The 21,245-nt window shown below is 58.4% G+C and carries 35 protein-coding genes; 34 read left to right on the forward strand and 1 reads right to left on the reverse strand.

The features are described from left to right. The first annotated feature begins 84 nt into the window (after positions 1 to 84). Genes rpsL through rplQ form a run of 34 tightly spaced genes read left to right on the forward strand, consistent with a single transcriptional unit; the run spans position 85 to position 18,373 of the window. Positions 85 to 456, forward strand: a complete 372-nt coding sequence (gene rpsL / locus MQE22_RS01890) for a 30S ribosomal protein S12 (RefSeq protein ID WP_215871765.1) — start codon at positions 85 to 87, stop codon at positions 454 to 456. Positions 457 to 483: 27 nt separating this feature from the next. Next, positions 484 to 954: a 30S ribosomal protein S7 gene (gene rpsG / locus MQE22_RS01895; protein ID WP_215871764.1), complete on the forward strand. Its 471-nt coding sequence runs from the start codon at positions 484 to 486 to the stop codon at positions 952 to 954. A gap of 33 nt (positions 955 to 987) precedes the next feature. Beyond that, positions 988 to 3,087: an elongation factor G gene (gene fusA, locus MQE22_RS01900; protein WP_215871763.1), complete on the forward strand. Its 2,100-nt coding sequence runs from the start codon at positions 988 to 990 to the stop codon at positions 3,085 to 3,087. A 22-nt stretch (positions 3,088 to 3,109) separates the two neighbouring features. Beyond that, a complete protein-coding gene (gene tuf / locus MQE22_RS01905) occupies positions 3,110 to 4,300 on the forward strand; it encodes an elongation factor Tu (RefSeq protein WP_255790042.1) in 1,191 nt (396 codons plus the stop codon). Continuing rightward, entirely contained in the window at positions 4,300 to 4,608 is a 309-nt protein-coding gene (rpsJ, locus tag MQE22_RS01910; protein WP_215871596.1) for a 30S ribosomal protein S10, read from the forward strand. The genes tuf and rpsJ overlap by 1 nt, the downstream gene beginning before the upstream one ends. A 10-nt stretch (positions 4,609 to 4,618) precedes the next feature. Then, the gene (rplC, locus tag MQE22_RS01915; protein WP_215871595.1) at positions 4,619 to 5,251 is read left to right on the forward strand and encodes a 50S ribosomal protein L3; all 633 of its coding nucleotides are present in this window, start codon (positions 4,619 to 4,621) and stop codon (positions 5,249 to 5,251) included. Between the two features lie 14 nt (positions 5,252 to 5,265). After that, positions 5,266 to 5,883: a 50S ribosomal protein L4 gene (gene rplD, locus MQE22_RS01920; RefSeq protein ID WP_215871594.1), complete on the forward strand. Its 618-nt coding sequence runs from the start codon at positions 5,266 to 5,268 to the stop codon at positions 5,881 to 5,883. After that, a complete protein-coding gene (rplW, locus tag MQE22_RS01925) occupies positions 5,880 to 6,173 on the forward strand; it encodes a 50S ribosomal protein L23 (protein WP_215871593.1) in 294 nt (97 codons plus the stop codon). Before rplD ends, rplW begins: the two co-directional genes overlap by 4 nt. Positions 6,174 to 6,191: 18 nt before the next feature. Continuing rightward, complete coding sequence (gene rplB / locus MQE22_RS01930; protein ID WP_215871592.1) at positions 6,192 to 7,016, forward strand: 50S ribosomal protein L2; 825 nt, start codon at positions 6,192 to 6,194, stop codon at positions 7,014 to 7,016. A gap of 20 nt (positions 7,017 to 7,036) precedes the next feature. Further along, positions 7,037 to 7,312: a 30S ribosomal protein S19 gene (gene rpsS, locus MQE22_RS01935; RefSeq protein WP_215871591.1), complete on the forward strand. Its 276-nt coding sequence runs from the start codon at positions 7,037 to 7,039 to the stop codon at positions 7,310 to 7,312. A 10-nt stretch (positions 7,313 to 7,322) separates the two neighbouring features. After that, the gene (rplV, locus tag MQE22_RS01940) at positions 7,323 to 7,655 is read left to right on the forward strand and encodes a 50S ribosomal protein L22 (RefSeq protein ID WP_215871590.1); all 333 of its coding nucleotides are present in this window, start codon (positions 7,323 to 7,325) and stop codon (positions 7,653 to 7,655) included. 11 nt (positions 7,656 to 7,666) lie between these two features. After that, entirely contained in the window at positions 7,667 to 8,329 is a 663-nt protein-coding gene (rpsC, locus tag MQE22_RS01945; protein WP_215871589.1) for a 30S ribosomal protein S3, read from the forward strand. 11 nt (positions 8,330 to 8,340) lie between these two features. Further along, a complete protein-coding gene (gene rplP, locus MQE22_RS01950) occupies positions 8,341 to 8,757 on the forward strand; it encodes a 50S ribosomal protein L16 (protein WP_215871588.1) in 417 nt (138 codons plus the stop codon). Further along, on the forward strand, positions 8,754 to 8,951 hold the full coding sequence (rpmC, locus tag MQE22_RS01955; protein WP_215871587.1) for a 50S ribosomal protein L29: 198 nt from the start codon (positions 8,754 to 8,756) through the stop codon (positions 8,949 to 8,951). Before rplP ends, rpmC begins: the two co-directional genes overlap by 4 nt. After that, positions 8,948 to 9,223 (forward strand): 30S ribosomal protein S17, encoded by a 276-nt coding sequence (gene rpsQ, locus MQE22_RS01960; RefSeq protein WP_215871586.1) that lies wholly within the window; start codon positions 8,948 to 8,950, stop codon positions 9,221 to 9,223. Before rpmC ends, rpsQ begins: the two co-directional genes overlap by 4 nt. After that, the gene (gene rplN, locus MQE22_RS01965) at positions 9,220 to 9,588 is read left to right on the forward strand and encodes a 50S ribosomal protein L14 (RefSeq protein WP_215871585.1); all 369 of its coding nucleotides are present in this window, start codon (positions 9,220 to 9,222) and stop codon (positions 9,586 to 9,588) included. Before rpsQ ends, rplN begins: the two co-directional genes overlap by 4 nt. A 9-nt stretch (positions 9,589 to 9,597) precedes the next feature. Continuing rightward, complete coding sequence (gene rplX, locus MQE22_RS01970) at positions 9,598 to 9,918, forward strand: 50S ribosomal protein L24 (RefSeq protein ID WP_215871584.1); 321 nt, start codon at positions 9,598 to 9,600, stop codon at positions 9,916 to 9,918. A 14-nt stretch (positions 9,919 to 9,932) separates the two neighbouring features. Continuing rightward, positions 9,933 to 10,475 (forward strand): 50S ribosomal protein L5, encoded by a 543-nt coding sequence (gene rplE, locus MQE22_RS01975; protein ID WP_215871583.1) that lies wholly within the window; start codon positions 9,933 to 9,935, stop codon positions 10,473 to 10,475. 13 nt (positions 10,476 to 10,488) lie between these two features. After that, the gene (locus MQE22_RS01980) at positions 10,489 to 10,674 is read left to right on the forward strand and encodes a type Z 30S ribosomal protein S14 (protein ID WP_215871582.1); all 186 of its coding nucleotides are present in this window, start codon (positions 10,489 to 10,491) and stop codon (positions 10,672 to 10,674) included. 7 nt (positions 10,675 to 10,681) lie between these two features. Beyond that, positions 10,682 to 11,077 carry a 30S ribosomal protein S8 gene (rpsH, locus tag MQE22_RS01985; protein WP_215871581.1) on the forward strand — a complete coding sequence of 132 codons (396 nt, stop codon included), beginning with the start codon at positions 10,682 to 10,684 and terminating at the stop codon, positions 11,075 to 11,077. A 9-nt stretch (positions 11,078 to 11,086) separates the two neighbouring features. Next, positions 11,087 to 11,611: a 50S ribosomal protein L6 gene (gene rplF, locus MQE22_RS01990; protein ID WP_215871580.1), complete on the forward strand. Its 525-nt coding sequence runs from the start codon at positions 11,087 to 11,089 to the stop codon at positions 11,609 to 11,611. Positions 11,612 to 11,622: 11 nt separating this feature from the next. Next, the gene (gene rplR / locus MQE22_RS01995) at positions 11,623 to 11,976 is read left to right on the forward strand and encodes a 50S ribosomal protein L18 (RefSeq protein ID WP_215871579.1); all 354 of its coding nucleotides are present in this window, start codon (positions 11,623 to 11,625) and stop codon (positions 11,974 to 11,976) included. A gap of 13 nt (positions 11,977 to 11,989) precedes the next feature. Beyond that, a complete protein-coding gene (gene rpsE / locus MQE22_RS02000; protein ID WP_215871578.1) occupies positions 11,990 to 12,523 on the forward strand; it encodes a 30S ribosomal protein S5 in 534 nt (177 codons plus the stop codon). Beyond that, a complete protein-coding gene (gene rpmD, locus MQE22_RS02005) occupies positions 12,516 to 12,701 on the forward strand; it encodes a 50S ribosomal protein L30 (RefSeq protein WP_215871577.1) in 186 nt (61 codons plus the stop codon). Before rpsE ends, rpmD begins: the two co-directional genes overlap by 8 nt. After that, the gene (gene rplO / locus MQE22_RS02010; protein WP_215871576.1) at positions 12,698 to 13,135 is read left to right on the forward strand and encodes a 50S ribosomal protein L15; all 438 of its coding nucleotides are present in this window, start codon (positions 12,698 to 12,700) and stop codon (positions 13,133 to 13,135) included. Before rpmD ends, rplO begins: the two co-directional genes overlap by 4 nt. A gap of 2 nt (positions 13,136 to 13,137) precedes the next feature. Beyond that, positions 13,138 to 14,475 carry a preprotein translocase subunit SecY gene (secY, locus tag MQE22_RS02015; protein ID WP_215871575.1) on the forward strand — a complete coding sequence of 446 codons (1,338 nt, stop codon included), beginning with the start codon at positions 13,138 to 13,140 and terminating at the stop codon, positions 14,473 to 14,475. Between the two features lie 2 nt (positions 14,476 to 14,477). After that, entirely contained in the window at positions 14,478 to 15,128 is a 651-nt protein-coding gene (locus MQE22_RS02020) for an adenylate kinase (RefSeq protein ID WP_215871574.1), read from the forward strand. A gap of 4 nt (positions 15,129 to 15,132) precedes the next feature. Beyond that, the gene (gene infA, locus MQE22_RS02025) at positions 15,133 to 15,351 is read left to right on the forward strand and encodes a translation initiation factor IF-1 (RefSeq protein ID WP_215871573.1); all 219 of its coding nucleotides are present in this window, start codon (positions 15,133 to 15,135) and stop codon (positions 15,349 to 15,351) included. An 11-nt stretch (positions 15,352 to 15,362) separates the two neighbouring features. Then, on the forward strand, positions 15,363 to 15,476 hold the full coding sequence (rpmJ, locus tag MQE22_RS02030; protein WP_215871572.1) for a 50S ribosomal protein L36: 114 nt from the start codon (positions 15,363 to 15,365) through the stop codon (positions 15,474 to 15,476). A gap of 44 nt (positions 15,477 to 15,520) precedes the next feature. Beyond that, entirely contained in the window at positions 15,521 to 15,877 is a 357-nt protein-coding gene (gene rpsM / locus MQE22_RS02035; RefSeq protein WP_215871571.1) for a 30S ribosomal protein S13, read from the forward strand. Between the two features lie 18 nt (positions 15,878 to 15,895). Continuing rightward, complete coding sequence (rpsK, locus tag MQE22_RS02040; RefSeq protein WP_215871570.1) at positions 15,896 to 16,291, forward strand: 30S ribosomal protein S11; 396 nt, start codon at positions 15,896 to 15,898, stop codon at positions 16,289 to 16,291. Between the two features lie 18 nt (positions 16,292 to 16,309). Continuing rightward, on the forward strand, positions 16,310 to 16,936 hold the full coding sequence (gene rpsD / locus MQE22_RS02045) for a 30S ribosomal protein S4 (protein ID WP_215871569.1): 627 nt from the start codon (positions 16,310 to 16,312) through the stop codon (positions 16,934 to 16,936). 22 nt (positions 16,937 to 16,958) lie between these two features. Next, positions 16,959 to 17,969 (forward strand): DNA-directed RNA polymerase subunit alpha, encoded by a 1,011-nt coding sequence (locus MQE22_RS02050; protein WP_215871568.1) that lies wholly within the window; start codon positions 16,959 to 16,961, stop codon positions 17,967 to 17,969. 32 nt (positions 17,970 to 18,001) lie between these two features. Then, positions 18,002 to 18,373 carry a 50S ribosomal protein L17 gene (rplQ, locus tag MQE22_RS02055; RefSeq protein WP_215871567.1) on the forward strand — a complete coding sequence of 124 codons (372 nt, stop codon included), beginning with the start codon at positions 18,002 to 18,004 and terminating at the stop codon, positions 18,371 to 18,373. A gap of 41 nt (positions 18,374 to 18,414) precedes the next feature. On the opposite strand, the gene uvrA is transcribed toward rplQ, so the two are convergent. Continuing rightward, the gene (gene uvrA / locus MQE22_RS02060) at positions 18,415 to 21,228 is read right to left on the reverse strand and encodes an excinuclease ABC subunit UvrA (protein ID WP_215871566.1); all 2,814 of its coding nucleotides are present in this window, start codon (positions 21,226 to 21,228) and stop codon (positions 18,415 to 18,417) included. Between the last annotated feature and the right edge of the window lie 17 nt (positions 21,229 to 21,245).

Genomic DNA, 21,245 nt, shown 5'->3' on the forward strand with positions numbered 1-21,245 from the left:
TCTTGACAGTTCGGGCGCGCGTCCATAAAATGCGCGCTCTCATTGGCGGCAGGTGACGAGCCGCCCTTCGTTTTTGGAGAAGGTATGCCCACACTGAACCAGTTGGTCCGCAAGCCGCGCAAGGCTCCGGTGGCCAAGAGCAAGGTACCCGCCCTAGAGGCTAATCCGCAGAAGCGGGGTGTCTGTACCCGCGTGTACACCACCACGCCGAAAAAGCCCAATTCTGCGTTGCGGAAAGTTGCGCGTGTGCGTCTGACGAACGGTTACGAAGTCAGTAGCTATATACCGGGTGAGGGGCATAACTTGCAGGAGCACTCTGTCGTTCTGATCCGCGGTGGACGCGTGAAGGATCTGCCGGGTGTTCGCTACCACATCATTCGCGGCACCCTCGACACCGCTGGCGTCAAGAATCGCAAGCAGCGACGGTCGAAGTACGGCGCCAAGCGGCCCAAGTAAGGGTTCCGGATTCCAAGGAGTAGAGAGATGCCAAGACGTAGAGAAGTGCCCAAGCGGATCGTGTTGCCGGATCCTAAGTATAAGGAAGAAGTCCTTGCCAAATTTGCCAACGTCCTCATGCGCGATGGCAAAAAGAGTGTCGCCGAAAAGATTGTATATGGCGCCCTGGATATCGTCGCCGAGAAGAGCAAGGCAGATGCCATGGAGATCTTCCGCAAGGCTTTGGACAACGTGCGTCCGGTAGTGGAAGTCAAAAGCCGGCGTGTTGGTGGTGCCACCTACCAGGTGCCGGTCGAAATCCGTAGCGATCGCCGAATGGCGTTGGCTATGCGCTGGCTGCGCGACTCCGCGCGCAAGCGGAATGAGAAGTCCATGGGCAATCGCCTGGCAGCGGAGATTCTCGAGGCAGCGGAAAATCGTGGAAACGCCGTTCGCAAGCGGGAAGAGACGCATCGTATGGCCGAGGCCAACAAGGCATTCTCGCACTTCCGCTGGTAACCCTTTTCGCTTCGCAATCGCAAGGACTCATTCGTGGCGCGCACAACCCCCATCGAACGTTATCGTAACATCGGCATCATGGCCCACATTGATGCTGGTAAGACCACTACTACCGAACGCATCCTGTTCTACACCGGTGTCTCCCACAAAATCGGTGAGGTGCACGAAGGTACAGCGGTCATGGACTGGATGGCGCAGGAGCAGGAGCGTGGCATCACTATCACCTCCGCGGCGACCACCTGTTTCTGGAAGGGTATGGATGCCAAGCGTGCCGAGCATCGTATCAACATCATCGATACGCCCGGACACGTCGATTTCACCATCGAAGTCGAGCGCTCTCTGCGTGTGCTCGACGGCGCCGTCGCCGTATTCTGTGCTGTTGGCGGCGTGCAGCCGCAGTCGGAAACCGTATGGCGGCAGGCCAACAAATATGGCGTGCCACGCATGGCCTTCGTCAACAAGATGGACCGCCAGGGTGCCAATTTTCAGCGCGTGGTGGAACAGATCCGCAGCAAGCTGAAAGGCAACGCCGTGGCCATCCAGCTGCCGATTGGTGAGGAAGAGCGCTTCCGTGGTGTGATCGATCTGATGAAGATGAAGGCGATCAACTGGGACGACGCGACCCAAGGCACCACCTTTGTCGAAGAAGAGATCCCTGCCGACCTCCAGGAAGCCGCTGAGGCAGCGCATCATGTGATGGTGGAAGCGATTTGCGACACCGATGAAGAGTTGATGATGAAATACCTCGAGGGCGAGGAGATTTCCATTGACGAGCTCAAGATTGCCCTGCGCAAGGCGACAATTGCCAGCGAAATCGTTCCGGTGCTTTGTGGTAGTGCGTTCAAGAACAAGGGCGTGCAGGCCATGTTGGACGCAGTTCTGGATTACATGCCCTCGCCAGTCGACATCCCGGCCGTGAAGGGGACGGATCCCGATACCGGCGCTGATATGAGTCGTGCTGCCAGTGATACGGAGCCGTTCTCGGCGTTGGCGTTCAAGATCATGACGGATCCTTTTGTCGGACAGCTCACCTTCTTCCGCGTGTATTCCGGCGTACTCAATGCAGGATCCACGGTCTATAACCCAGGACGCGGACAGCGCGAGCGCATCGGCCGCATCCTGCAGATGCATGCCAATGAACGGCAGGAAATCAAGGAAGTGCTGGCCGGCGACATCGCCGCGGCTGTGGGTCTGAAAACGGCATACACCGGCGATACCCTCTGTGATATGGATAAGACCATCATCCTGGAGCAGATGGAATTCCCTGAGCCGGTCATTCACGTGGCGGTAGAGCCCAAGACCAAGAGTGATCAGGAGAAGATGGGTATCGCGCTGGGCAAATTGGCCCAAGAGGATCCCTCCTTCCGGGTGCGCACCGACCAGGAATCCGGTCAGACTATCATCTCTGGTATGGGGGAGCTGCATCTGGAGATCATCGTCGACCGTATGAAGCGCGAATTCAACGTCGAGGCGACCGTAGGTGCGCCACAGGTGGCTTATCGCGAAACGATTCGTAAGTCTGTCGAGGCCGAGGGTAAGTTCGTGCGGCAGTCCGGTGGTCGTGGTCAGTACGGCCACGTCTGGTTGCGTCTTGAGCCACTCGAGCCCGGTTCAGGCTTTCTGTTCGAAAACGCGGTAGTCGGCGGTGTGGTCCCTAAAGAATACATCGGGCCAACCGAAAAGGGTGTGCAAGAGGCTTTGGAAAGTGGTATAGTCGCCGGCTTTCCGGTGGTGGATGTCAAGGTTACCATCTTCGATGGCTCCTATCATGACGTCGACTCTTCCGAGGCGGCGTTCAAGATCGCTGGATCCATGGGCTTCAAGGCAGGTGCCGCCAAGGCAAACCCGGTGTTGCTCGAGCCCATCTTTGCAGTGGAAGTGGTGACGCCGGAAGAGTACATGGGCGACATCATTGGCGACATCAATAGTCGCCGCGGAGTGATGCAAGGTATGGATGATGAGGCAGGCGCCAAGATCATCAAGGCCGAAGTCCCGCTGGCAGAGATGTTCGGGTATGCCACCACGGTGCGATCCCTGTCGCAGGGGCGAGCCACTTACAGTATGCAGTTCGAGAAGTATATGGAAGTGCCTGGGCATGTTGCCGAGGCCGTCGTCAAGAAAAGTCAGCGCTGAGTTGTAACGGGAGAAGGTAGTCATGTCCAAAGGAAAGTTTGAGCGGACGAAGCCGCACGTAAACGTGGGAACGATTGGTCACGTGGATCACGGCAAGACCACGCTGACGGCGGCGCTGACGAAGGTATTGTCGGCGAAGTTTGGTGGCGAGATTCGGGCCTATGATCAGATTGACAACGCGCCGGAAGAGCGTGCGCGCGGCATCACGATTGCGACCTCGCATGTGGAGTATGAGACGGCGAACCGTCACTACGCGCATGTGGACTGCCCTGGGCACGCCGACTACGTCAAGAACATGATCACCGGCGCTGCACAGATGGACGGCGCGATTCTCGTCTGCTCGGCTGCTGATGGCCCGATGCCGCAGACCCGCGAGCACATCCTGTTGGCGCGTCAGGTGGGCGTGCCGTACATCGTTGTATTCCTGAACAAGGCTGACATGGTAGATGACGCCGAGTTGCTGGAACTGGTCGAGATGGAAGTGCGCGAGCTGCTGTCCAAGTACGAGTTCCCGGGTGATGACATTCCGGTGGTGATTGGCTCGGCGCTGAAGGCCCTGGAAGGGGATCAGAGTGACATTGGCGAGCCGGCGATTTTCAAGTTGGCGGACGCGATGGACAGCTACATTCCGATGCCCGAGCGTCCGGTGGACAAGACCTTCCTGATGCCGATTGAAGACGTTTTCAGTATTTCCGGTCGTGGTACGGTAGTGACGGGGCGTATTGAGCGCGGCATGGTCAAGGTTGGTGAGGAAGTCGAGATTGTGGGTATTCGTCCGACGACCAAGACCACGGTGACGGGTGTCGAGATGTTCCGCAAGATTCTGGATCAGGGGCAGGCGGGAGACAATGTTGGCGTCTTGCTGCGCGGCACCAAGAAGGACGAAGTGGAGCGTGGGCAGGTCCTGGCGAAGCCGGGTACCATCAAGCCGCACACCAAGTTTGAAGCCGAAGTGTACGTCTTGTCGAAGGAAGAGGGTGGTCGCCACACGCCGTTTTTCAATGGCTATCGACCGCAGTTTTACTTCCGTACCACGGACGTGACGGGAGCGGTTGATCTGCCGGAAGGCGTGGAGATGGTGATGCCGGGAGACAACGTACAGTTCAAGGTCACGCTGATCGCCCCGATCGCGATGGAAGACGGTCTGCGTTTTGCGGTGCGCGAAGGCGGCCGTACCGTCGGCGCCGGCGTCGTTTCGAAGGTGGTGGAGTGATGGAAGGTTCCAAGATTCGTATTCGCCTGAAGTCTTACGACTACCGGATGCTCGACATCTCCGCCGCGGAGATCGTCGAGACTGCGCGCCGCACCGGCGCGCGGGTCTGTGGTCCGATTCCGCTGCCCACCAAGATCGAGCGCTTCACCGTGCTGCGTTCGCCGCACGTGGACAAAAATGCCCGTGACCAGTTCGAGCAACGCACTCATAAGCGGCTCATGGATATTCTTGACCCCAACGACAAGACCGTCGATGCGCTCATCAAGCTCGACCTTGCGGCGGGCGTCGATGTAGAGATCAAGCTGTAAGGAGAAAATAATGACGATCGGCATGATAGGTCGCAAGATCGGTATGACGCGGGTGGCTGGCGAGGGTGGCAAGGTGGTTCCGGTTACCGTTATCCACGTCGCAGAAAACGTCGTGACCCAGGTAAAGAGCAAAGACGGCGACGGGTATGAGTCGATCCAGGTCGGTGTAGGTAGTGTCCGGCCACAACGTTTGAGCTCGGCAATGGCCGGACATTTCCGTAAGGCCGCCGTTGAGCCGCGCCGTTTTTTGCGTGAGTTTCGGCTGAATGAGTCCGGTTCTTATCAAGCTGGACAAGAGCTGTCGCTGGACATGTTTACGGTGGGACAGCGGATTGACGTGACGGGTATCAGCAAGGGTAAGGGTTTTGCGGGTGCCATCAAGCGTCACAACTTTCGCAGTAATCGCGCCAGCCACGGTAATTCGCTATCCCACCGGGCCCCGGGCTCCATTGGTTGTCGTCAGACTCCCGGTCGGGTGTTCAAAGGCAAGAAGATGGCCGGGCATTTGGGCAACGAGCGGGTAACGACTCTGAATCTCGAGGTCGTACGTGTCGATGTCGAGCGGCGTCTCGTGATGATTAAGGGCAGTGTGCCCGGCGCTAACGAGGGGGATGTTGTACTGCGTCCCACCGTGCGCGGGTAAACGGGAGCACGACGATGGAAGTAGAAAGCATTCATATCAGTAGTGGCAAGGGCGATAAGATAGAGCTGGCGGACGCCGTGTTCGACGCGCCCTACAACGAAGCGTTACTGCATCAGGTGGTGGTCGCGCAACTGGCGGGCCTGCGCAGCGGTACAGCGGTGCAGAAGAATCGTGCCGCCGTTCGCGGCGGCGGTCGCAAGCCCTGGAAACAGAAAGGTGGCGGTCGTGCGCGTGCGGGCAGTATCCGGAGTCCCATCTGGCGCGGCGGTGGCCGCGCCTTCCCTGGCGTGACGCAAAGTTACAAACAAAAGGTCAACAAGAAAATGTGGGCCGGTGCCATGCGCAGTGCGCTGGCGGAGTTGCTTCGGCAGGATCGGTTACAGATCATCGCCGCAGAAGATTTTGCCGAACCCAAGGCCAAGCACGGACGGACTTGGTTGCAAGCCGCAGGTGGTGATGACGTGCTGGTAGTGTTGGCAGAAGCCCCGATCAATTTCTTTTTGTCGCTGCGGAATTTTCCGCACGTCGGCTTGGCCGAGTGGCAGGATGTAGGTCCCGCAGACCTCCTGCGATACGGGCGAGTGTTGATGGACGCCGCCGCCGCCAACAAGTTTGCGGAGGTGTATGGATGAATAACGAACGTCAGTTTCTGGTCTTGCTTGCGCCGATCGTGAGCGAGAAAAGCACCATGCAGACCCAGGCAGCAAATCAGTACGCTTTCCGGGTCGCGCGTGACGCCACCAAGAGCGAGATCAAGTCCGCGGTCGAACGGCTGTTCCAAGTCAATGTACTGTCCGTACAGACACTGAACTACGCGGGTAAGGCGAAGCGTATGGGACGCCATGCTGGGCGTCGCTCTTCCTGGAAGAAAGCCTACGTGCGTCTTGCCGAAGGCAACAGCATCGACCTTGGCATTGCCTGAGAGAGATAGGGGATAAACATGGCTCTCGTACGAACCAAACCGACCTCCGCTGGACGTCGTTTCGTCATCAAGGTGGTCAATCCGGAGCTGCACAAAGGCGCTCCGGTCAAAGCGTTGACCTCCAGTCAAGCACACACTGGCGGTCGCAACCACAATGGACGAGTGACGCGCCGGCATGCCGGTGGTGGACATCGTCAGCATTATCGCTTGGTTGATTTTCGTCGTAACAAGAATGACATACCTGCCAAGGTGGAGCGGATCGAATACGATCCCAACCGCAGCGCCCATTTGGCCCTGCTCTGTTACGCCGACGGTGAGCGTCGTTATATCCTCGCTCCCAAAGGCGTGTCCGCTGGTGACACCCTGATCTCTGGCGAAGAGACGCCGGTGCGTCCCGGTAACTGTATGCCGCTGCGCAAGATTCCGGTAGGTAGCGTGGTCCACAATATCGAATTGCGTCCTGGCAAGGGCGGGCAGATTGCCCGTTCGGCTGGCGCCTCCGCGCAGCTGATGGCGCGTGAGGGAGACTACGCGCAGATTCGCTTGCGCTCTGGTGAAGTGCGCAAAATTCATGTATCCTGCCGCGCCACATTGGGTGTTGTCGGCAACGACGAGCATGGGACGCGGCAGTTGGGCAAGGCCGGTGCCACCCGCTGGCGGGGTATCCGTCCCACGGTACGCGGCGTGGCCATGAACCCGGTCGATCACCCACACGGTGGTGGTGAGGGTCGCACCTCGGGTGGGCGTCACCCGGTGTCGCCCTGGGGGCAGCCGACCAAGGGGTATCGTACCCGTCGCAACAAACGTACCAGCGGCATGATCGTCCGCCGCCGGAAGTCCTGATCAGGGGAGAGGAATTCGTCGTGCCACGTTCCATCAAGAAGGGTCCTTTCGTGGACCAGCATCTCGACAAAAAAGTCCAGGAAGCTCAGGCGAGCAATAGTCGCAAGCCGATCAAGACCTGGTCGCGTCGTTCCACCATTACGCCCGATTTTATCGGTTTGACCTTTGCCGTGCATAACGGAAAACAGCACATACCCGTTGTGGTCAACGAGAACATGGTGGGGCACAAGCTCGGCGAGTTTGCCCTGACCCGGACCTTCAAGGGCCACGTAGCCGACAAGAAAGCCAAGCGTTGAGGACACGGAGATGAGATCAACGGCAGTATTGAAAGGATTGCAGATGTCGCCGCAAAAGGCTCGCCTGGTGGCTGACCTGGTGCGCGGAATGCCGGTGGATAAGGCGTTGGATATCCTGCGTTTTACCCAGAAAAAGGCGGCTTTGCCGATTCGCAAATGCTTGGAGTCCGCCATCGCCAATGCCGAGAACAACGAAGGCGCCGATGTCGATGCCTTGGTGGTCGAATCGATCATGATCGACGGCGGTTCGGTGTTGAAGCGCTTCGCTGCCCGCGCGAAGGGGCGCGGCACGCGGATTTTGAAGCGCACCAGCCACATCACCATTGTCGTAGCCGAACAGTAAGCGAGGAAACTATGGGTCAGAAAACGAATCCAATCGGACTGCGTCTGGGAATCATTAAGAATTGGAACTCGCGCTGGTACGGAAAAGCAGATTTCAAAGATAAGTTACTCGAAGACATCCGTATCCGTGATTTCATTCGCAAGCGCCTGAGTGGTGCGGCGATCTCCGATATCACCGTAGAGCGGCCCGCGCGCAGTGCGCGTATCACGCTGCACACGGCGCGACCCGGGGTGGTCATCGGCAAGAAGGGCGAGGATATTGAGAATCTGCGTGCGGAAGTGCAAAAGCGCATGGGGATTCCAGTGCACGTCAACGTCGAAGAGATTCGCAAGCCAGAGCTGGATGCCCAGCTGGTCGCCGAGAACGTGGCTCAGCAGTTGGAGCGGCGAGTCATGTTCCGCCGGGCAATGAAGCGTGCCGTTACCAACGCGATGCGTTTTGGCGCCCAAGGGATGCGGATCAACTGTGCTGGGCGCCTGGGCGGTGCGGAGATCGCGCGGACCGAGTGGTACCGCGAGGGACGCGTTCCTCTGCATACCCTCCGCGCAGACATCGACTACGGCTTCGCCGAGGCCAAGACGACTTATGGGATTATCGGCGTCAAGGTCTGGATCTTCAAGGGCGAAATTCTCGAATGGAGCAGCGCAGCTAGCGTTGCTGCCGCGCAGAAGTAAGGAGAGCGGTGATGTTGCAACCAAAACGGACCAAGTTTCGCAAACAGCACAAGGGTCGTAATCGCGGCCTCGCCACGCGCGGCAGCAAAGTGAGCTTTGGTGAGTATGGTCTCAAAGCGACGACGCGCGGGCGCGTCACGGCGCGGCAGATCGAGGCCGCCAGGCGAGCCATCAACCGTCATGTGCGCCGTGGTGGACGGATCTGGGTGCGGATCTTCCCCGACAAGCCGATCAGCAAAAAGCCAGCGGAAGTGCGTATGGGTAAGGGTAAGGGAAACCCGGAATACTGGGTGGCGTTGATTCAGCCCGGTAAGGTTTTGTATGAAATGGAAGGTGTAACGGAAGAGGTAGCACGCGAGGCCCTGCGGCTCGGAGCTGCCAAACTGCCGGTGCAGACCATTGTGGTAGAACGGCGGGTGATGGGATGAAAGGACAAGACTTGAGCCAGCTATCGGCGTCTGAGTGTCAGACCCAGTTGCTTGCGCTCCTCGAAGAGCAATTCAAACTGCGTATGCAACATGGCACCGGGCAGCTGGCGAACAGCGCCCGCCTGCGCGGCGTGCGTCGCGATATAGCACGGATACGTACCGAGATCACGAAGAAGGCGAAGGTGAGCCAATGAGCACAGAACAGAATCCTCGGAGTCTGGTGGGCACCGTGGTCAGCAATCGGATGGATAAGACCATTGTCGTCCTTGTCGAACGTCGTATCCAGCACCCCCTGTACAAAAAGTACATACGGCGGTCGAAGAAATTCCACGCTCACGATCAGGACAACAGTTGCCAGATCGGTGATACCGTGCGCATCGAAGAATGCCGGCCGATTTCCAAGACCAAGACTTGGCGCCTGGTGTCGGTAGTTGGGCATGCCATTGCGGAAGGAGTCGCATCATGATTCAAATGCAGAGTCGGCTAGCCGTGGCGGACAACAGCGGCGCCCGCGAGGTGATGTGCATCAAGGTTCTCGGCGGCTCGCACCGGCGCTACGCGGATATTGGCGACGTCATCAAGGTCAGCATCAAGGACGCAGCACCGCGCGGTAAAGTCAAGAAGGGTGATGTATACAATGCCCTCATTGTGCGTACCCGCAAGGGCGTTCGGCGCGAGGACGGTTCGGTGATCCGCTTCGACAACAACGCTGCGGTGCTGCTCAACAACCAGTTGCAGCCGATTGGCACGCGTATTTTTGGCCCGGTCACCCGCGAGCTGCGTGGCGCCAATTTCATGAAGATCATTTCGCTCGCGCCCGAAGTGTTGTAGGAGTTGAGCATGAGCAAGATTCGCAAAGACGATGAAGTGGTGGTGCTCAGCGGTAAGGACAAGGGCAAGCGTGGCAAGGTATTGCACGTGTTGCCCGAGGAAGACCGCGCCATCGTGGAAAAAGTGAATATGATCAAGCGGCATCAACGCCCGGATCGCATGGGTAACGGTGGCGGCATCGTAGAGAAGGAAGCGCCGGTGCAGTTGTGCAAGCTCGCGATTTACAACCCGGCTACGGGTAAGGCCGACCGCGTTGGTTTCAAGTTCCTCGCCGATGGCAGCAAGGTTCGCGTATTCAAAAGCAACGGCGAACAGCTGGCGAAGCATTGAGGGGGCAGGTAGAAATGGAAGCACGGTTGCAAAAAGTATACAAGGATCAGATCGTACCGCGGCTGATTCAGGAGTTCGGTTTCAAGAGCGTCATGGAGGTTCCGCGCCTGCAGAAGATCACCATCAACATGGGGGTCGGTGAGGCAGTCGGCGACAAGAAGGTGCTCGAAGCTGCCGTTGGTGATATGACCAAGATCGCTGGCCAGAAGCCGATCGTCACCAAAGCGCGGAAGTCTGTTGCGGCCTTCAAGATTCGTGACGGCTATCCGATTGGCTGCATGGTGACCTTGCGTGGTGAGCGCATGTACGAATTTCTGGATCGCCTGGTGAGTATTGCCATCCCGCGCATCCGGGATTTTCGCGGCCTGTCGCCGAAATCTTTCGATGGCCGGGGAAACTATTCGATGGGGGTAAAGGAACAGATCATTTTCCCGGAGATCGAGTACGACAAAATCGACCGACTGCGAGGAATGGACGTGACCTTTACGACCACTGCCAAGAACGATGCGGAGGCCCTGGGTTTGCTCAAGGCTTTCAAAATGCCGTTCCGCGCCTGAGGAGAGCAGAGTTATGGCAAAGAAATCGATGATCGCCAAGGCAGCGCGGGCGCCGAAATTTCGCGTACGCGCCTACCACCGCTGCCAGCTTTGCGGGCGCGCCCATGGTTACTATCGCAAGTTTGGACTGTGCCGTCTTTGCCTGCGGAAGCATGCTTCGGCCGGCAACATCCCCGGCATCGTGAAGAGCAGTTGGTGAGGGAAAGATGAGCATTACAGATCCTATCGCAGATATGCTGACGCGCATTCGTAACGCGCAGGCAGTGGGCAAGAATTCTGTCCAGATCCCAGCGTCCAAGCTGAAACGGGCGATCGCTCGGGTATTACTGGACGAAGGCTACATCGCGGAAGTCGCAGACGATATCCTTGCCGGTCATCCCAGCCTGCGGATTACCTTGAAGTATTATGCAGGGGAAGGGGTGATCTCCGAGATTCGGCGGATCAGTCGTCCCGGTGTGCGTATTTACCGCGGTGCGCAAGAGCTGCCACGGGTGCGCGACGGCTATGGTATCGCCATCGTCTCCACGTCGCGCGGTATCATGACCGACCGCGCCGCGCGAGCCGAGGGTATCGGCGGCGAAGTGCTCTGCGTCGTCGCGTAAGGGGGAAGCATGTCACGCGTAGCGAAACAACCAGTCAGTTTGCCCAAGGGCGTCGAGGTTCGCATCGACGCCGGTCAAGTCACGGTGAAGGGCCCCAAGGGGCAGCTCGCCATGGCCCTGCAAAACGGTGTCGAAATTCACGTCGAGGGCGACAGAGCGAGTATCAATTGGCAAGAGGATGTCGTGCATCATGCGGGCACTACTCGTGCATTGCTGGCCAATATGGTCCATGGCGTGTCCCAGGGCTTTGAGCGCAAGCTGGAAATCATCGGCGTCGGCTATCGAGCGCAGGCCAAGGGTAAGACGCTGGGCCTGAGTCTCGGATTTTCCCACCCGGTCGAGTATCCGGTCCCGGAGTCGATCACTATCGAGACGCCGACGCAGACGGAAATCGTCATCCGCGGCGTGGATAAGCAGATGGTCGGGCAGGTGGCGGCGGATATCCGCGCGTATCGGCCGCCGGAGCCTTATAAGGGCAAGGGCGTGCGCTATGCCGGTGAGCAAGTCCGGCGCAAAGAAGCCAAGAAGAAGTGAGGGGATCAGCAATGGACAAGAATATCAGTCGGTTGCGTCGGGCCAAAAAGACCCGCGCCCGCATCGCCGGACAGGGCAAGCTGCGTTTGGCGGTCTATCGTTCCGGCAAGCATATCTACGCGCAAATCATCGACGATGCCCAGGGGCGGGTGCTTACCCAGGCGTCTTCGTTGGAGAAAGATGTGCGTGGTACCATCAAAAACGGTGGTAGTACCGATAGCGCGGCCCTCATCGGTAAGCGCGTCGCAGAAAAGGCCAAAGGTCTGGGGATTACCGAGGTGGCTTTTGACCGCAGCGGTTATCGCTACCACGGTCGGGTAAAAGCCCTCGCCGAGGCAGCACGCGAAAGCGGCCTGTCCTTCTGACGGAGTATTGACAATGGCAAGAGAGAATCGCGAAAGCCAACAGCCGAGTGATGGAATGTTGGAAAAGCTCATCCACATCAACCGCGTATCAAAGGTGGTCAAGGGTGGGCGCCAGTTTGGCTTTGCCGCCTTGATGGTAGTGGGTGACGGAGATGGAAAGGTTGGCTTTGGACGAGGCAAGGCCAAGGAAGTGCCTGCTGGTATCCAAAAAGCCACCGATCAGGCCCGTCGTTACCTTACCCATGTGCCGTTGATGCGGGGCACCATCCCGTTTCCGGTGGAAGGGCGTCATGGCGCGGCCCGGGTTATTCTTCGGCCGGCCTCTGAGGGTAGCGGGGTCATCGCCGGCGGTGCCATGCGCGCGGTGTGTGAGGCGGTGGGGTTACGCAATGTGGTGGCCAAATCGTTGGGATCCAATAATCCCATCAATGTCGTGCGCGCAACCTTCGATGCCTTTTCCAAACTGGCGAGTCCTCAGTCCATCGCCATGAAGCGTGGCAAGACCTTGCGGGAAATTCGCGAACATGGAGGGTCGGAAAATGAGTAAGACCCTGCGCATTACCTTGGTCCGCAGTCTGATCGGGATAACGGAAAAGCACCGCGCTACGGTTCGTGGCCTGGGCTTGCGACGTACCGGTCACAGCGTGGAACTCCGTGATACTCCTGAGGTTCGCGGTATGATTCAGAAAATACCGTATCTCTTACGTTGGGAAGAACAGTCATGAAATTGAATACCATTGCACCTGCGCCAGGCGCCAAGAAGGAGCGTGTGCGGGTCGGTCGTGGCATTGGTAGCGGCTTCGGCAAGACCGCGGGAAGGGGACACAAGGGACAGCACGCTCGTTCTGGTGGCTACCACAAGGTCGGCTTTGAGGGTGGGCAGATGCCTTTGCAGCGGCGTATCCCGAAACGTGGTTTTCGCAATGCTGGTGCTTCGGTGGTGGTCGAAGTGACCCTCGACATGCTCGCCAGCGCTGCGATTAGCGGTGTAGCAGATGCCGAGGCTCTGCGCTTGCGCCGCTTTGTCCGCGGTGATGTCGATCAGATCAAAGTCATCCGGACGGGCAAGCTGGAAGCCGCGATCACCGTCAAAGGCCTGCGTGTCAGCGCCGGCGCGCGGCAGGCCATTGAGGCCGCTGGCGGTCAGGTAGAGGAATAACAATGGCCAACACCCTCGGCGTACTGAGCAATGCCGCGCAGGGTGCGGGCAACATTGCGGAATTGCGGCGGCGAATCTTCTTCTTGCTGGGGGCGTTGTTGGTTTTCCGCATCGGCGCCCATATTCCCGTTCCCGGTATCGATCCTGCGGCAATGGCTTCCTTTTTCCACCAGGAACAGGGAACCATTCTCGGTATGTTCAACATGTTTTCCGGAGGCGCGCTATCGCGACTCACGGTTTTTGCGTTGGGCATCATGCCATATATCAGTGCATCCATCATTTTTCAGTTGGGCGGGGCGGTCATCCCGCAGCTGGAGGAGCTGAAAAAGGAGGGGGAAGCCGGGCGCCGGAAAATTACCGAATACACTCGCTACGCCACGGTTGTATTGTCTCTCCTGCAAGGGTTAGGCATTGCCGTTGCCATCGAGAAGATGCACGGCGGCTCGGTACCGGTGGTGATCGACCCCGGTCCACTGTTTCTTTTTACCACTACAATCACTCTTTCGGCGGGCACCGTATTCTTGATGTGGCTGGGCGAGCAGATCACGGAACGAGGCATTGGCAACGGTATCTCCCTCATCATATTTGCGGGGATCGTAGCTGGTCTGCCCCAGGCCCTCGCCACCATGTTGGAGCTCGTGCGTACCGGGCAGTTTCAGCCGCTCTTTGCTCTGGCCATTTTTGTCTTGGCGCTGGTGGTTCTCGCCTTCGTCGTCTTTATGGAGAGCGCACAGCGACGTATCCCAATTCAGTACGCCAAGCGGCAAGTAGGACGCAAGATTTATGGCGGTCAGAGCACCCACATGCCCCTCAAGGTGAACATGTCCGGGGTGATTCCGCCGATCTTCGCTACCAGCATCCTGCTTCTACCTGCTACCCTCGCCGGCTGGTTTGCCAACGTGCCTGGCATGGAGTGGTTGGCTCGGATTGGACAGGCGTTGAGTCCCGGGACCACCTTGTACGATGTGGTATTCACTATTGCCATCGTATTCTTTGCCTTTTTCTACACGGCTATGGTGTTCAATCCGCGGGAAACGGCAGATAACTTGAAGAAGTCCGGTGCCTTCGTTCCCGGACTGCGGCCGGGAGAGCAGACATCAAAGTATATGGATCGCGTCTTGAGCCGTCTCACTCTGTGGGGAGCTATTTACCTCACCGTGGTGTGTCTGTTGCCAGAGTTCCTGATCACGGAATACAACGTGCCGTTTTACTTTGGTGGTACCAGCCTGCTCATCGTCGTCGTCGTTATGATGGACCTGATGGCACAGATCCAGAGCCATTTGCTCACTCATCGGTACGAAGGTTTGCTGCGCAAGAGCGGCCAGCAAGGTAAGCGATAACCATGACGTATGCTGGACACATTATCCTACTCGGCGCCCCGGGGGTCGGTAAGGGTACCCAGGCCAAGGTGTTGTCCGCTGAGTTGGGCTTGCCTCATGTTTCGACTGGTGATATGCTCCGCGCCTCTGTTGCTGCCGGCAGCGAGATGGGTAAACGGGCCAAGGCAGTGATGGAGTCAGGCGCTTTGGTCAGTGACGAGATCATACTGGGCATTGTGTCGGAGCGGCTACAGGAGTGCGACGCGCAGAAGGGAGTTGTATTCGACGGTTTCCCACGCACGGTGGTGCAGGCTGAAGGGCTCGACCATTTGCTGGCTCGCAGCGTTGCGATTGCGCATGTCCTGCACATCGTGCTTGATGATGAAGAAATCGTCGATCGACTGTCCGGGCGGCGTGTGTGTCGCAACTGTGGTGCCATTTACCATGTGCGTTTCCAGCCACCAAAAGTTGCGGGACGATGCGACCGGTGTGGTGGAGAACTCTTTCAGCGCGACGATGACCAGCCTGAGGTAATTCGGCATCGGCTGGCGGTGTACGCAGCCGAGACGGCGCCGCTGGTTTCTTTCTACCGCGCTCGGGCCGGGTACGCTGAGGTGGATGGCACCGGTAGCAGTGCGGCGGTCACCGACCGTATTCGGGTTTTGTTGAGGTAAAGGGATGGCCAAGGAAGACACTCTCGAAATGCAGGGAGAAGTCATAGAAAACCTACCAAGCGCAACCTTCAAGGTGCGTCTGGAAAATGGTTTTGTGGTCAATGCGCACATCTCTGGGAAGATGCGTATGCACTACATACGGATTCTGCCTGGAGATAAGGTCACTGTGGAGATGACGCCTTACGACCTGAGCAAGGGGCGCATCACCTATCGCGCCAAGTAAGGAGGCGTTCCATGAAAGTTCGGGCATCGGTGAAAAGACTTTGCCGTAATTGCAAAATCATCCGGCGTAACGGTGTCGTTCGGGTGATCTGCGTCGAACCGCGGCATAAGCAGCGGCAGGGATGAGTGTGGTGATAGGGTTGACTATGATGAATGGGAAGGAGTAGGGAATGGCCCGCATTGCTGGTGTCAATATTCCGAACAACAAGCAGATTGGTGTCGCTTTGACGTATATTTACGGCATTGGAGCCACTCGGTCCCGCGACATTCTTGCGGCGGCAGAGGTCGATACCGCGGTTCGCGTAAAAGATATTAGCGAAGGCGAGCTCGAGCGCATTCGCACCGAGGTCGGTAAGTATGTGGTCGAAGGCGACCTGCGCCGGGAAGTCACCATGAGCATCAAACGGCTCATGGATCTCGGCTGCTATCGCGGTATCCGTCATCGCCGCGGTCTCCCAGTACATGGTCAACGGACCAAAACCAACGCACGTACCCGTAAGGGTCCGGCGAAGCCCATCGCCCGCTGAAGCTGAAGGATCGATAGCATGGCTAAGACACAGACGAATGTGCGCGTACGGAAGAAAGTCAAGAAGAACGTTGTGGATGGCGTCGCGCATATTTACGCCTCCTTCAATAATACCATAATTACCATCAGCGACCGGCAGGGCAATGCGCTGGCGTGGGCCAGCTCAGGCGGGTCCGGCTTCCGCGGTTCGCGGAAGAGTACCCCGTTTGCCGCTCAGGTCGCCGCGGAAAACGCCGGTCGCCGGGCGCAAGAGTACGGTCTGAAGAACCTCGATGTCGAGGTGAGTGGGCCGGGACCCGGGCGAGAGAGCACGGTACGTGCCCTGCATTCCGTTGGTTTTCGCATCACTAGCATCCGCGACGTGACGCCGATCCCACACAATGGCTGCCGTCCGCCCAAAAAGCGGCGTGTTTGATTTTTTTGGAGGTAGGTAGTGGCTAAATATACCGGCCCCAGTTGCCGTCAATGCCGGCGCGAAGGTGGCAAGCTCTTTCTGAAGGGTGAAAAGTGTTTTTCTGATAAGTGTCCAGTTGTGGTCCGTGCCTATGCGCCGGGTCAACACGGGCAGCGCCGTGGGCGCGTCAGTGAATACGGTACGCAGTTGCGTGAAAAGCAAAAGGTGCGACGTGTCTATGGTATTCTCGAGGGGCAGTTCCGGCGCTACTTCGCTGCAGCTTCTCAGAAAAAGGGCGTGACCGGTGAGCTGCTTTTGCGTTTCCTGGAATTGCGGCTGGACAATATTGCCTATCGCGCTGGCTTTGGCTCTTCGCGTGCTGAGGCGCGCCAAGTGGTGCGGCATGGCCACCTTACCGTCAACGGCAAGCGAGTGGACATTCCTTCTTATCAGGTTCGGGCCGGTGATGTCGTAGCGGTTACCGCTGTTGCCAAGGAACATGCACGTATTCTGGGCGCTGTAGAGGCAGCAGAAGGTCGTGGCTTCCCCGAGTGGCTCAGCGTCGATTCCAAGGCACTCAGTGCCACTATCAAGGCCGTCCCTGTGCGCGACGAAATGCCGCAGGATTTGAACGAGCAGATGGTGGTGGAACTCTACTCCAAGTAATACGGAGCAACGAGGATTATTTATGGCTGAAGTTGGCGAGCTGTTGTGTCCGCAGAATTACGAAATCGAAACGACCGGTGCGCATTCCGCCCGCGTCAGTTTGGGTCCTCTAGAACGTGGTTTTGGGCACACTCTCGGTAATTCACTGCGGCGGATCCTCCTTTCCTCGCTGAAAGGGGTTGCAGTTACCGAGGTCGAAATCGAGGGCGTCCTGCACGAATACGCCAGTCTGGAAGGGGTGCAGGAGGATGTCGTGGATATTCTCCTGAATCTGAAGCAGCTGGCGATCCGTAGTAACCGTCAGGAGTCGCAGACCATTACCGTGCGCAAGCGCGGACCGGGGCCCGTCACCGGCGCCGATATCGTCGCCGAGCATGGAGTCGAGGTAGCGAATCCAGGGCACGTTATCGCGACCATTACCCGGGACGTCGAGATGGTGATGCATTTGCGTCTCGACTTTGGTCGCGGCTATCAGGCGGCCGCGACGCGCTTGCGTGATCACGAAAAGCGGATCGGTGTGCTGGCTCTCGATGCCAGCTTTAGCCCGGTGCGTCGTGTCAGTTTTCAGGTAGAGAGTGCCCGGGTGGAACAGCGTACCGACCTTGATCGCCTGATTCTTGACGTCGAAACCAATGGGACAATCGAGCCCTTGGCTGCCATTCAGGAGGCGGCCCGCATACTCCGGCAGCAGTTGGACGTGTTTGTTGGCGGCGAAATGCCCGCCGTAGAAGAGCTGGGGAAAGTTGCTGTGGTCGAGGATCTGATGCCTCTGCTGGAACGGCCGGTGGATGATCTCGAGTTGACCGTGCGTTCGCTGAATTGTCTCAAGGCCGAGGATATCTTCTATATCGGTGATCTGGTGCAGAAATCGGAAAATGAGCTCTTGAAGGCGCCGAATCTTGGTCGCAAATCTCTGACAGAGATCAAGGAAATCTTGGGCGGCAAGGGCCTATCTCTGGGGATGCGGCTGCAGAATTGGCCGCCCGAGGGCTTACCACCGCTGGGTAATAAAGATGCCGTCGAGGCAGACTGAGTCGTTACTTTTTATTTGGGGAGTGTGACGTCATGCGTCATGGCAATAGTGGAAAAAAACTGAATCGTAACAGCAGCCATCGGCGGGCAATGTTCGCGAACATGATGGTCTCGCTTTTTGCGCACGAGCGCATCGTCACCACCTTACCCAAGGCCAAGGAACTGCGGCGCTTTGCCGAGCCGATGATTACCCTGGCCAAGGAGCCTACGGTGGCGCGGCGGCGTTTGGCGTTTTCTCGTCTTCGTGATCGCGCGGCGGTAGTCAAACTCTTTGATGAACTGGGCCCGCATTACAAGGCAAGGCCTGGTGGCTATCTGCGTATCGTCAAGTACGGGTTTCGTGCGGGTGATAACGCGCCGCTCGCAATCGTTGAGCTGGTGGATCGCGAAGCCAGCGCTTCCTGACGGGGCGGCGTCCCGCAACGGGGCTGGGAGCCTGGCGGCTCTCAGCCCTTTTCTGCTTCTACTGCCAAGTGTCGTGCCAGATAGTGGCCGGTATGGGAATGTTGCGCCGTAATCAGTTGTTCCGGAGTGCCTTTGGCGATGATCTGACCCCCTCCACTGCCGCCTTCCGGTCCGAGATCTACCAGCCAGTCGGCGCTTTTGATGACGTCGAGATTGTGCTCGATGACCACCACGCTGTTACCGGCGTCAACGAGCTTCTGTAGTACGCTCAGCAACATCGCGATATCGTGAAAGTGCAGGCCGGTGGTCGGTTCGTCGAGGATGTAGAGGGTGCGACCAGTGTCCCGACGGGAAAGCTCGCGCGCGAGCTTCACCCGTTGCGCCTCGCCGCCAGAAAGGGTGGTCGCGGACTGACCCAGTTGAATATAACCAAGACCTACGTCGAGCAAGGTTCCTAGTTTACGGGCGATACTTGGTACGGCGGCGAAAAAATCCGCAGCCTCCTCGACCGTCATCTGCAACACATCGTGGATGGACTTTCCCTTGTAGTGGATCTCCAGGGTCTCGCGTTTGTAGCGCCGTCCGTGACAGACGTCGCACTCGACATAGACGTCGGGGAGAAAGTGCATTTCCACCCGTAAGACGCCTTCGCCTTCGCAGGCCTCGCAGCGCCCACCTTTCACATTGAAGCTGAAACGACCTGGCCCATAGCCGCGCGCGCGGGCCTCGTTGGTGCCGGCAAAGAGCTCCCGCACGGCAGTGAACAGCCCGCTATAGGTCGCCGGATTGCTGCGCGGGGTGCGGCCGATGGGGCTTTGATCGATGGAGATGACCTTGTCGAGATGCTCCAAGCCGAGGAGCTGCTCATATGGGGCGGGGGTGAGATGGCTGTTCATCAGCCGGCGAGAGCAGGCCGGGAAAAGGGTGTCGTTGATCAGCGTGGATTTGCCGGATCCACTGACCCCGGTGACACAGGTGAAGAGCCCGAGGGGGATTTCCAGAGTTACGTCGCGCAGATTGTGTCCACGCGCGCCGACGAGCCGTAAGATCCGCTCGTTGTCTGGCGGACGGCGACGTTCGGGCGTGGCGATACAAAGTTCTCCGCGCAGGTATTTCCCGGTTAGGGAAGCGGCGCTACGGGCCACGCTTGCCGGATGACCGCTGGCCACCACCTCGCCGCCATGCACGCCAGCAGCGGGGCCCATATCGACCAGATAATCGGCGGCGCGGATGGCATCCTCATCATGTTCGACCACGATTACGGTGTTGCCCAGATCGCGCAGGCGTTTCAGGGTCTGCAGCAAGCGATCGTTGTCCCGTTGGTGCAGGCCGATGGAAGGCTCATCCAGAACATACATGACGCCGACCAGGCCGGCACCAATTTGGGAGGCGAGACGAATGCGCTGTGCTTCGCCACCGGACAGGGTCTCGGCGGAGCGATCAAGGGTCAGGTAGTCGAGCCCGACGTCCATGAGAAACTGCAGGCGATCATGGATCTCCTTGAGGATCCGCTCGGCGATGACCGCTTCCTTGCCAGCAAGCTGGAGATCTTCGATAGAGCGCACGGCCTTGCCGATCGACAGGGCGGAAAACTCGTGCACGGCGAGTGCACCCACGCGCACCATGCGCGCCTCGGAACGCAGGCGACTACCGCCGCAGTCGGGGCAGGGCAGGCGCCCCATGAAGCGCAGGATCTCCTCGCGTAACAGTTGCGATTGCGTTTCGCGCAGACGTTTTTCCAGGACGGGGATGACTCCGGAGAAACGCTGGGTTTCCGCTTTGCCGTTACGTCCACGGATCGCCAAGGGCTCGGAGAAACCGTGCAGAAGAATATCCTGCACCGTATCAGGTAGTTCCTTCCAGGCGCTTTCCAGAGAAAAATCCAGGCGTTGGGCCAGGGCGTGCAACACTGGATGCATATCATTCTGGCGTTGTCGCCAGGGCGCAATCGCACCATCGGCAATGCTCAGCGCTGGGTTGGGGATGATCAATTGGGGATCGAAGATGTTGATTTCACCGAGCCCATCGCAACGAGGGCAAGCGCCTGCCGGGTTGTTGAACGAAAAGAGCCGGGGTTCGAGGGCCGGGAAGGATCGGCCACATTGGTGGCAGGCGTGGCGGGCAGAGAAAAAATGTTCCTTTTCTTCGTCCAGATTGACCACGATCGCCTCCTCGTCACCCATGGCCATCGCGCTCTCCAGCGATTCTGCCAGACGTCCCCGAACATCGTCGCGCAGAATCAGGCGATCGACCACCGCTTCGATGCGGTGTTTGCGTTTGGGATCCAGCACCGGGGGCTCTTCCAGCTCACAGAGTTGTCCATCGACGCGCGCGCGCACCAGACCACGGGCGCGTAATCCCTGGAAAATCTCCTCGTGGCTGCCCTTACGATCGCGGAGTACGGGAGCCAGAACCAGGATGCGGGTGCCACTCTCCCAGCTGAGGATCTGATCGAGCATCTGGGCGATGCTCTGGCTTTGAATCGGTTCGCCACAGCACCACGGCGTACCCACGCGGGCATAGAGCAGGCGCAGATAATCGTGAATTTCGGTGACGGTACCAACCGTGGAGCGCGGATTGTGGGAGGTCGATTTCTGTTCGATGGCAATGGCAGGCGACAGTCCCTCAATGGCATCGACATCGGGCTTGCCCATCAGGGAAAGAAACTGCCGCGCATAGGCCGAAAGACTCTCCACATACCGGCGCTGCCCTTCGGCGTAGAGGGTATCGAAGGCCAGCGAGGACTTGCCAGAGCCGGAGAGGCCGGTAATCACGATGAGTTGATCGCGGGGCAGGCGCAGGCTGATATTTTTGAGATTGTGCGTGCGGGCACCGCGAATTTCGATATGATCCATGCCGTTTGCTTTGTTGG

Origin of the sequence: Acidithiobacillus sp. YTS05 (assembly GCF_024396695.1) — a bacterium.
Classification (GTDB): domain Bacteria; phylum Pseudomonadota; class Gammaproteobacteria; order Acidithiobacillales; family Acidithiobacillaceae; genus Igneacidithiobacillus; species Igneacidithiobacillus copahuensis.

Bases quoted from the DNA above. Each gene is read 5' to 3' on its own strand.
- rpsL (WP_215871765.1), top strand. From the start codon at position 85: ATGCCCACACTGAACCAGTTGGTCCGCAAGCCGCGCAAGGCTCCGGTG.
- rpsG (WP_215871764.1), top strand. From the start codon at position 484: ATGCCAAGACGTAGAGAAGTGCCCAAGCGGATCGTGTTGCCGGATCCT.
- tuf (WP_255790042.1), top strand. From the start codon at position 3,110: ATGTCCAAAGGAAAGTTTGAGCGGACGAAGCCGCACGTAAACGTGGGA.
- rpsJ (WP_215871596.1), top strand. From the start codon at position 4,300: ATGGAAGGTTCCAAGATTCGTATTCGCCTGAAGTCTTACGACTACCGG.
- rplC (WP_215871595.1), top strand. From the start codon at position 4,619: ATGACGATCGGCATGATAGGTCGCAAGATCGGTATGACGCGGGTGGCT.
- rplD (WP_215871594.1), top strand. From the start codon at position 5,266: ATGGAAGTAGAAAGCATTCATATCAGTAGTGGCAAGGGCGATAAGATA.
- rplW (WP_215871593.1), top strand. From the start codon at position 5,880: ATGAATAACGAACGTCAGTTTCTGGTCTTGCTTGCGCCGATCGTGAGC.
- rplB (WP_215871592.1), top strand. From the start codon at position 6,192: ATGGCTCTCGTACGAACCAAACCGACCTCCGCTGGACGTCGTTTCGTC.
- rplV (WP_215871590.1), top strand. From the start codon at position 7,323: ATGAGATCAACGGCAGTATTGAAAGGATTGCAGATGTCGCCGCAAAAG.
- rpsC (WP_215871589.1), top strand. From the start codon at position 7,667: ATGGGTCAGAAAACGAATCCAATCGGACTGCGTCTGGGAATCATTAAG.
- rplP (WP_215871588.1), top strand. From the start codon at position 8,341: ATGTTGCAACCAAAACGGACCAAGTTTCGCAAACAGCACAAGGGTCGT.
- rpmC (WP_215871587.1), top strand. From the start codon at position 8,754: ATGAAAGGACAAGACTTGAGCCAGCTATCGGCGTCTGAGTGTCAGACC.
- rpsQ (WP_215871586.1), top strand. From the start codon at position 8,948: ATGAGCACAGAACAGAATCCTCGGAGTCTGGTGGGCACCGTGGTCAGC.
- rplN (WP_215871585.1), top strand. From the start codon at position 9,220: ATGATTCAAATGCAGAGTCGGCTAGCCGTGGCGGACAACAGCGGCGCC.
- rplX (WP_215871584.1), top strand. From the start codon at position 9,598: ATGAGCAAGATTCGCAAAGACGATGAAGTGGTGGTGCTCAGCGGTAAG.
- rplE (WP_215871583.1), top strand. From the start codon at position 9,933: ATGGAAGCACGGTTGCAAAAAGTATACAAGGATCAGATCGTACCGCGG.
- MQE22_RS01980 (WP_215871582.1), top strand. From the start codon at position 10,489: ATGGCAAAGAAATCGATGATCGCCAAGGCAGCGCGGGCGCCGAAATTT.
- rpsH (WP_215871581.1), top strand. From the start codon at position 10,682: ATGAGCATTACAGATCCTATCGCAGATATGCTGACGCGCATTCGTAAC.
- rplF (WP_215871580.1), top strand. From the start codon at position 11,087: ATGTCACGCGTAGCGAAACAACCAGTCAGTTTGCCCAAGGGCGTCGAG.
- rplR (WP_215871579.1), top strand. From the start codon at position 11,623: ATGGACAAGAATATCAGTCGGTTGCGTCGGGCCAAAAAGACCCGCGCC.
- rpsE (WP_215871578.1), top strand. From the start codon at position 11,990: ATGGCAAGAGAGAATCGCGAAAGCCAACAGCCGAGTGATGGAATGTTG.
- rpmD (WP_215871577.1), top strand. From the start codon at position 12,516: ATGAGTAAGACCCTGCGCATTACCTTGGTCCGCAGTCTGATCGGGATA.
- rplO (WP_215871576.1), top strand. From the start codon at position 12,698: ATGAAATTGAATACCATTGCACCTGCGCCAGGCGCCAAGAAGGAGCGT.
- secY (WP_215871575.1), top strand. From the start codon at position 13,138: ATGGCCAACACCCTCGGCGTACTGAGCAATGCCGCGCAGGGTGCGGGC.
- MQE22_RS02020 (WP_215871574.1), top strand. From the start codon at position 14,478: ATGACGTATGCTGGACACATTATCCTACTCGGCGCCCCGGGGGTCGGT.
- infA (WP_215871573.1), top strand. From the start codon at position 15,133: ATGGCCAAGGAAGACACTCTCGAAATGCAGGGAGAAGTCATAGAAAAC.
- rpmJ (WP_215871572.1), top strand. From the start codon at position 15,363: ATGAAAGTTCGGGCATCGGTGAAAAGACTTTGCCGTAATTGCAAAATC.
- rpsM (WP_215871571.1), top strand. From the start codon at position 15,521: ATGGCCCGCATTGCTGGTGTCAATATTCCGAACAACAAGCAGATTGGT.
- rpsK (WP_215871570.1), top strand. From the start codon at position 15,896: ATGGCTAAGACACAGACGAATGTGCGCGTACGGAAGAAAGTCAAGAAG.
- MQE22_RS02050 (WP_215871568.1), top strand. From the start codon at position 16,959: ATGGCTGAAGTTGGCGAGCTGTTGTGTCCGCAGAATTACGAAATCGAA.
- rplQ (WP_215871567.1), top strand. From the start codon at position 18,002: ATGCGTCATGGCAATAGTGGAAAAAAACTGAATCGTAACAGCAGCCAT.
- uvrA (WP_215871566.1), bottom strand. From the start codon at position 21,228: ATGGATCATATCGAAATTCGCGGTGCCCGCACGCACAATCTCAAAAAT.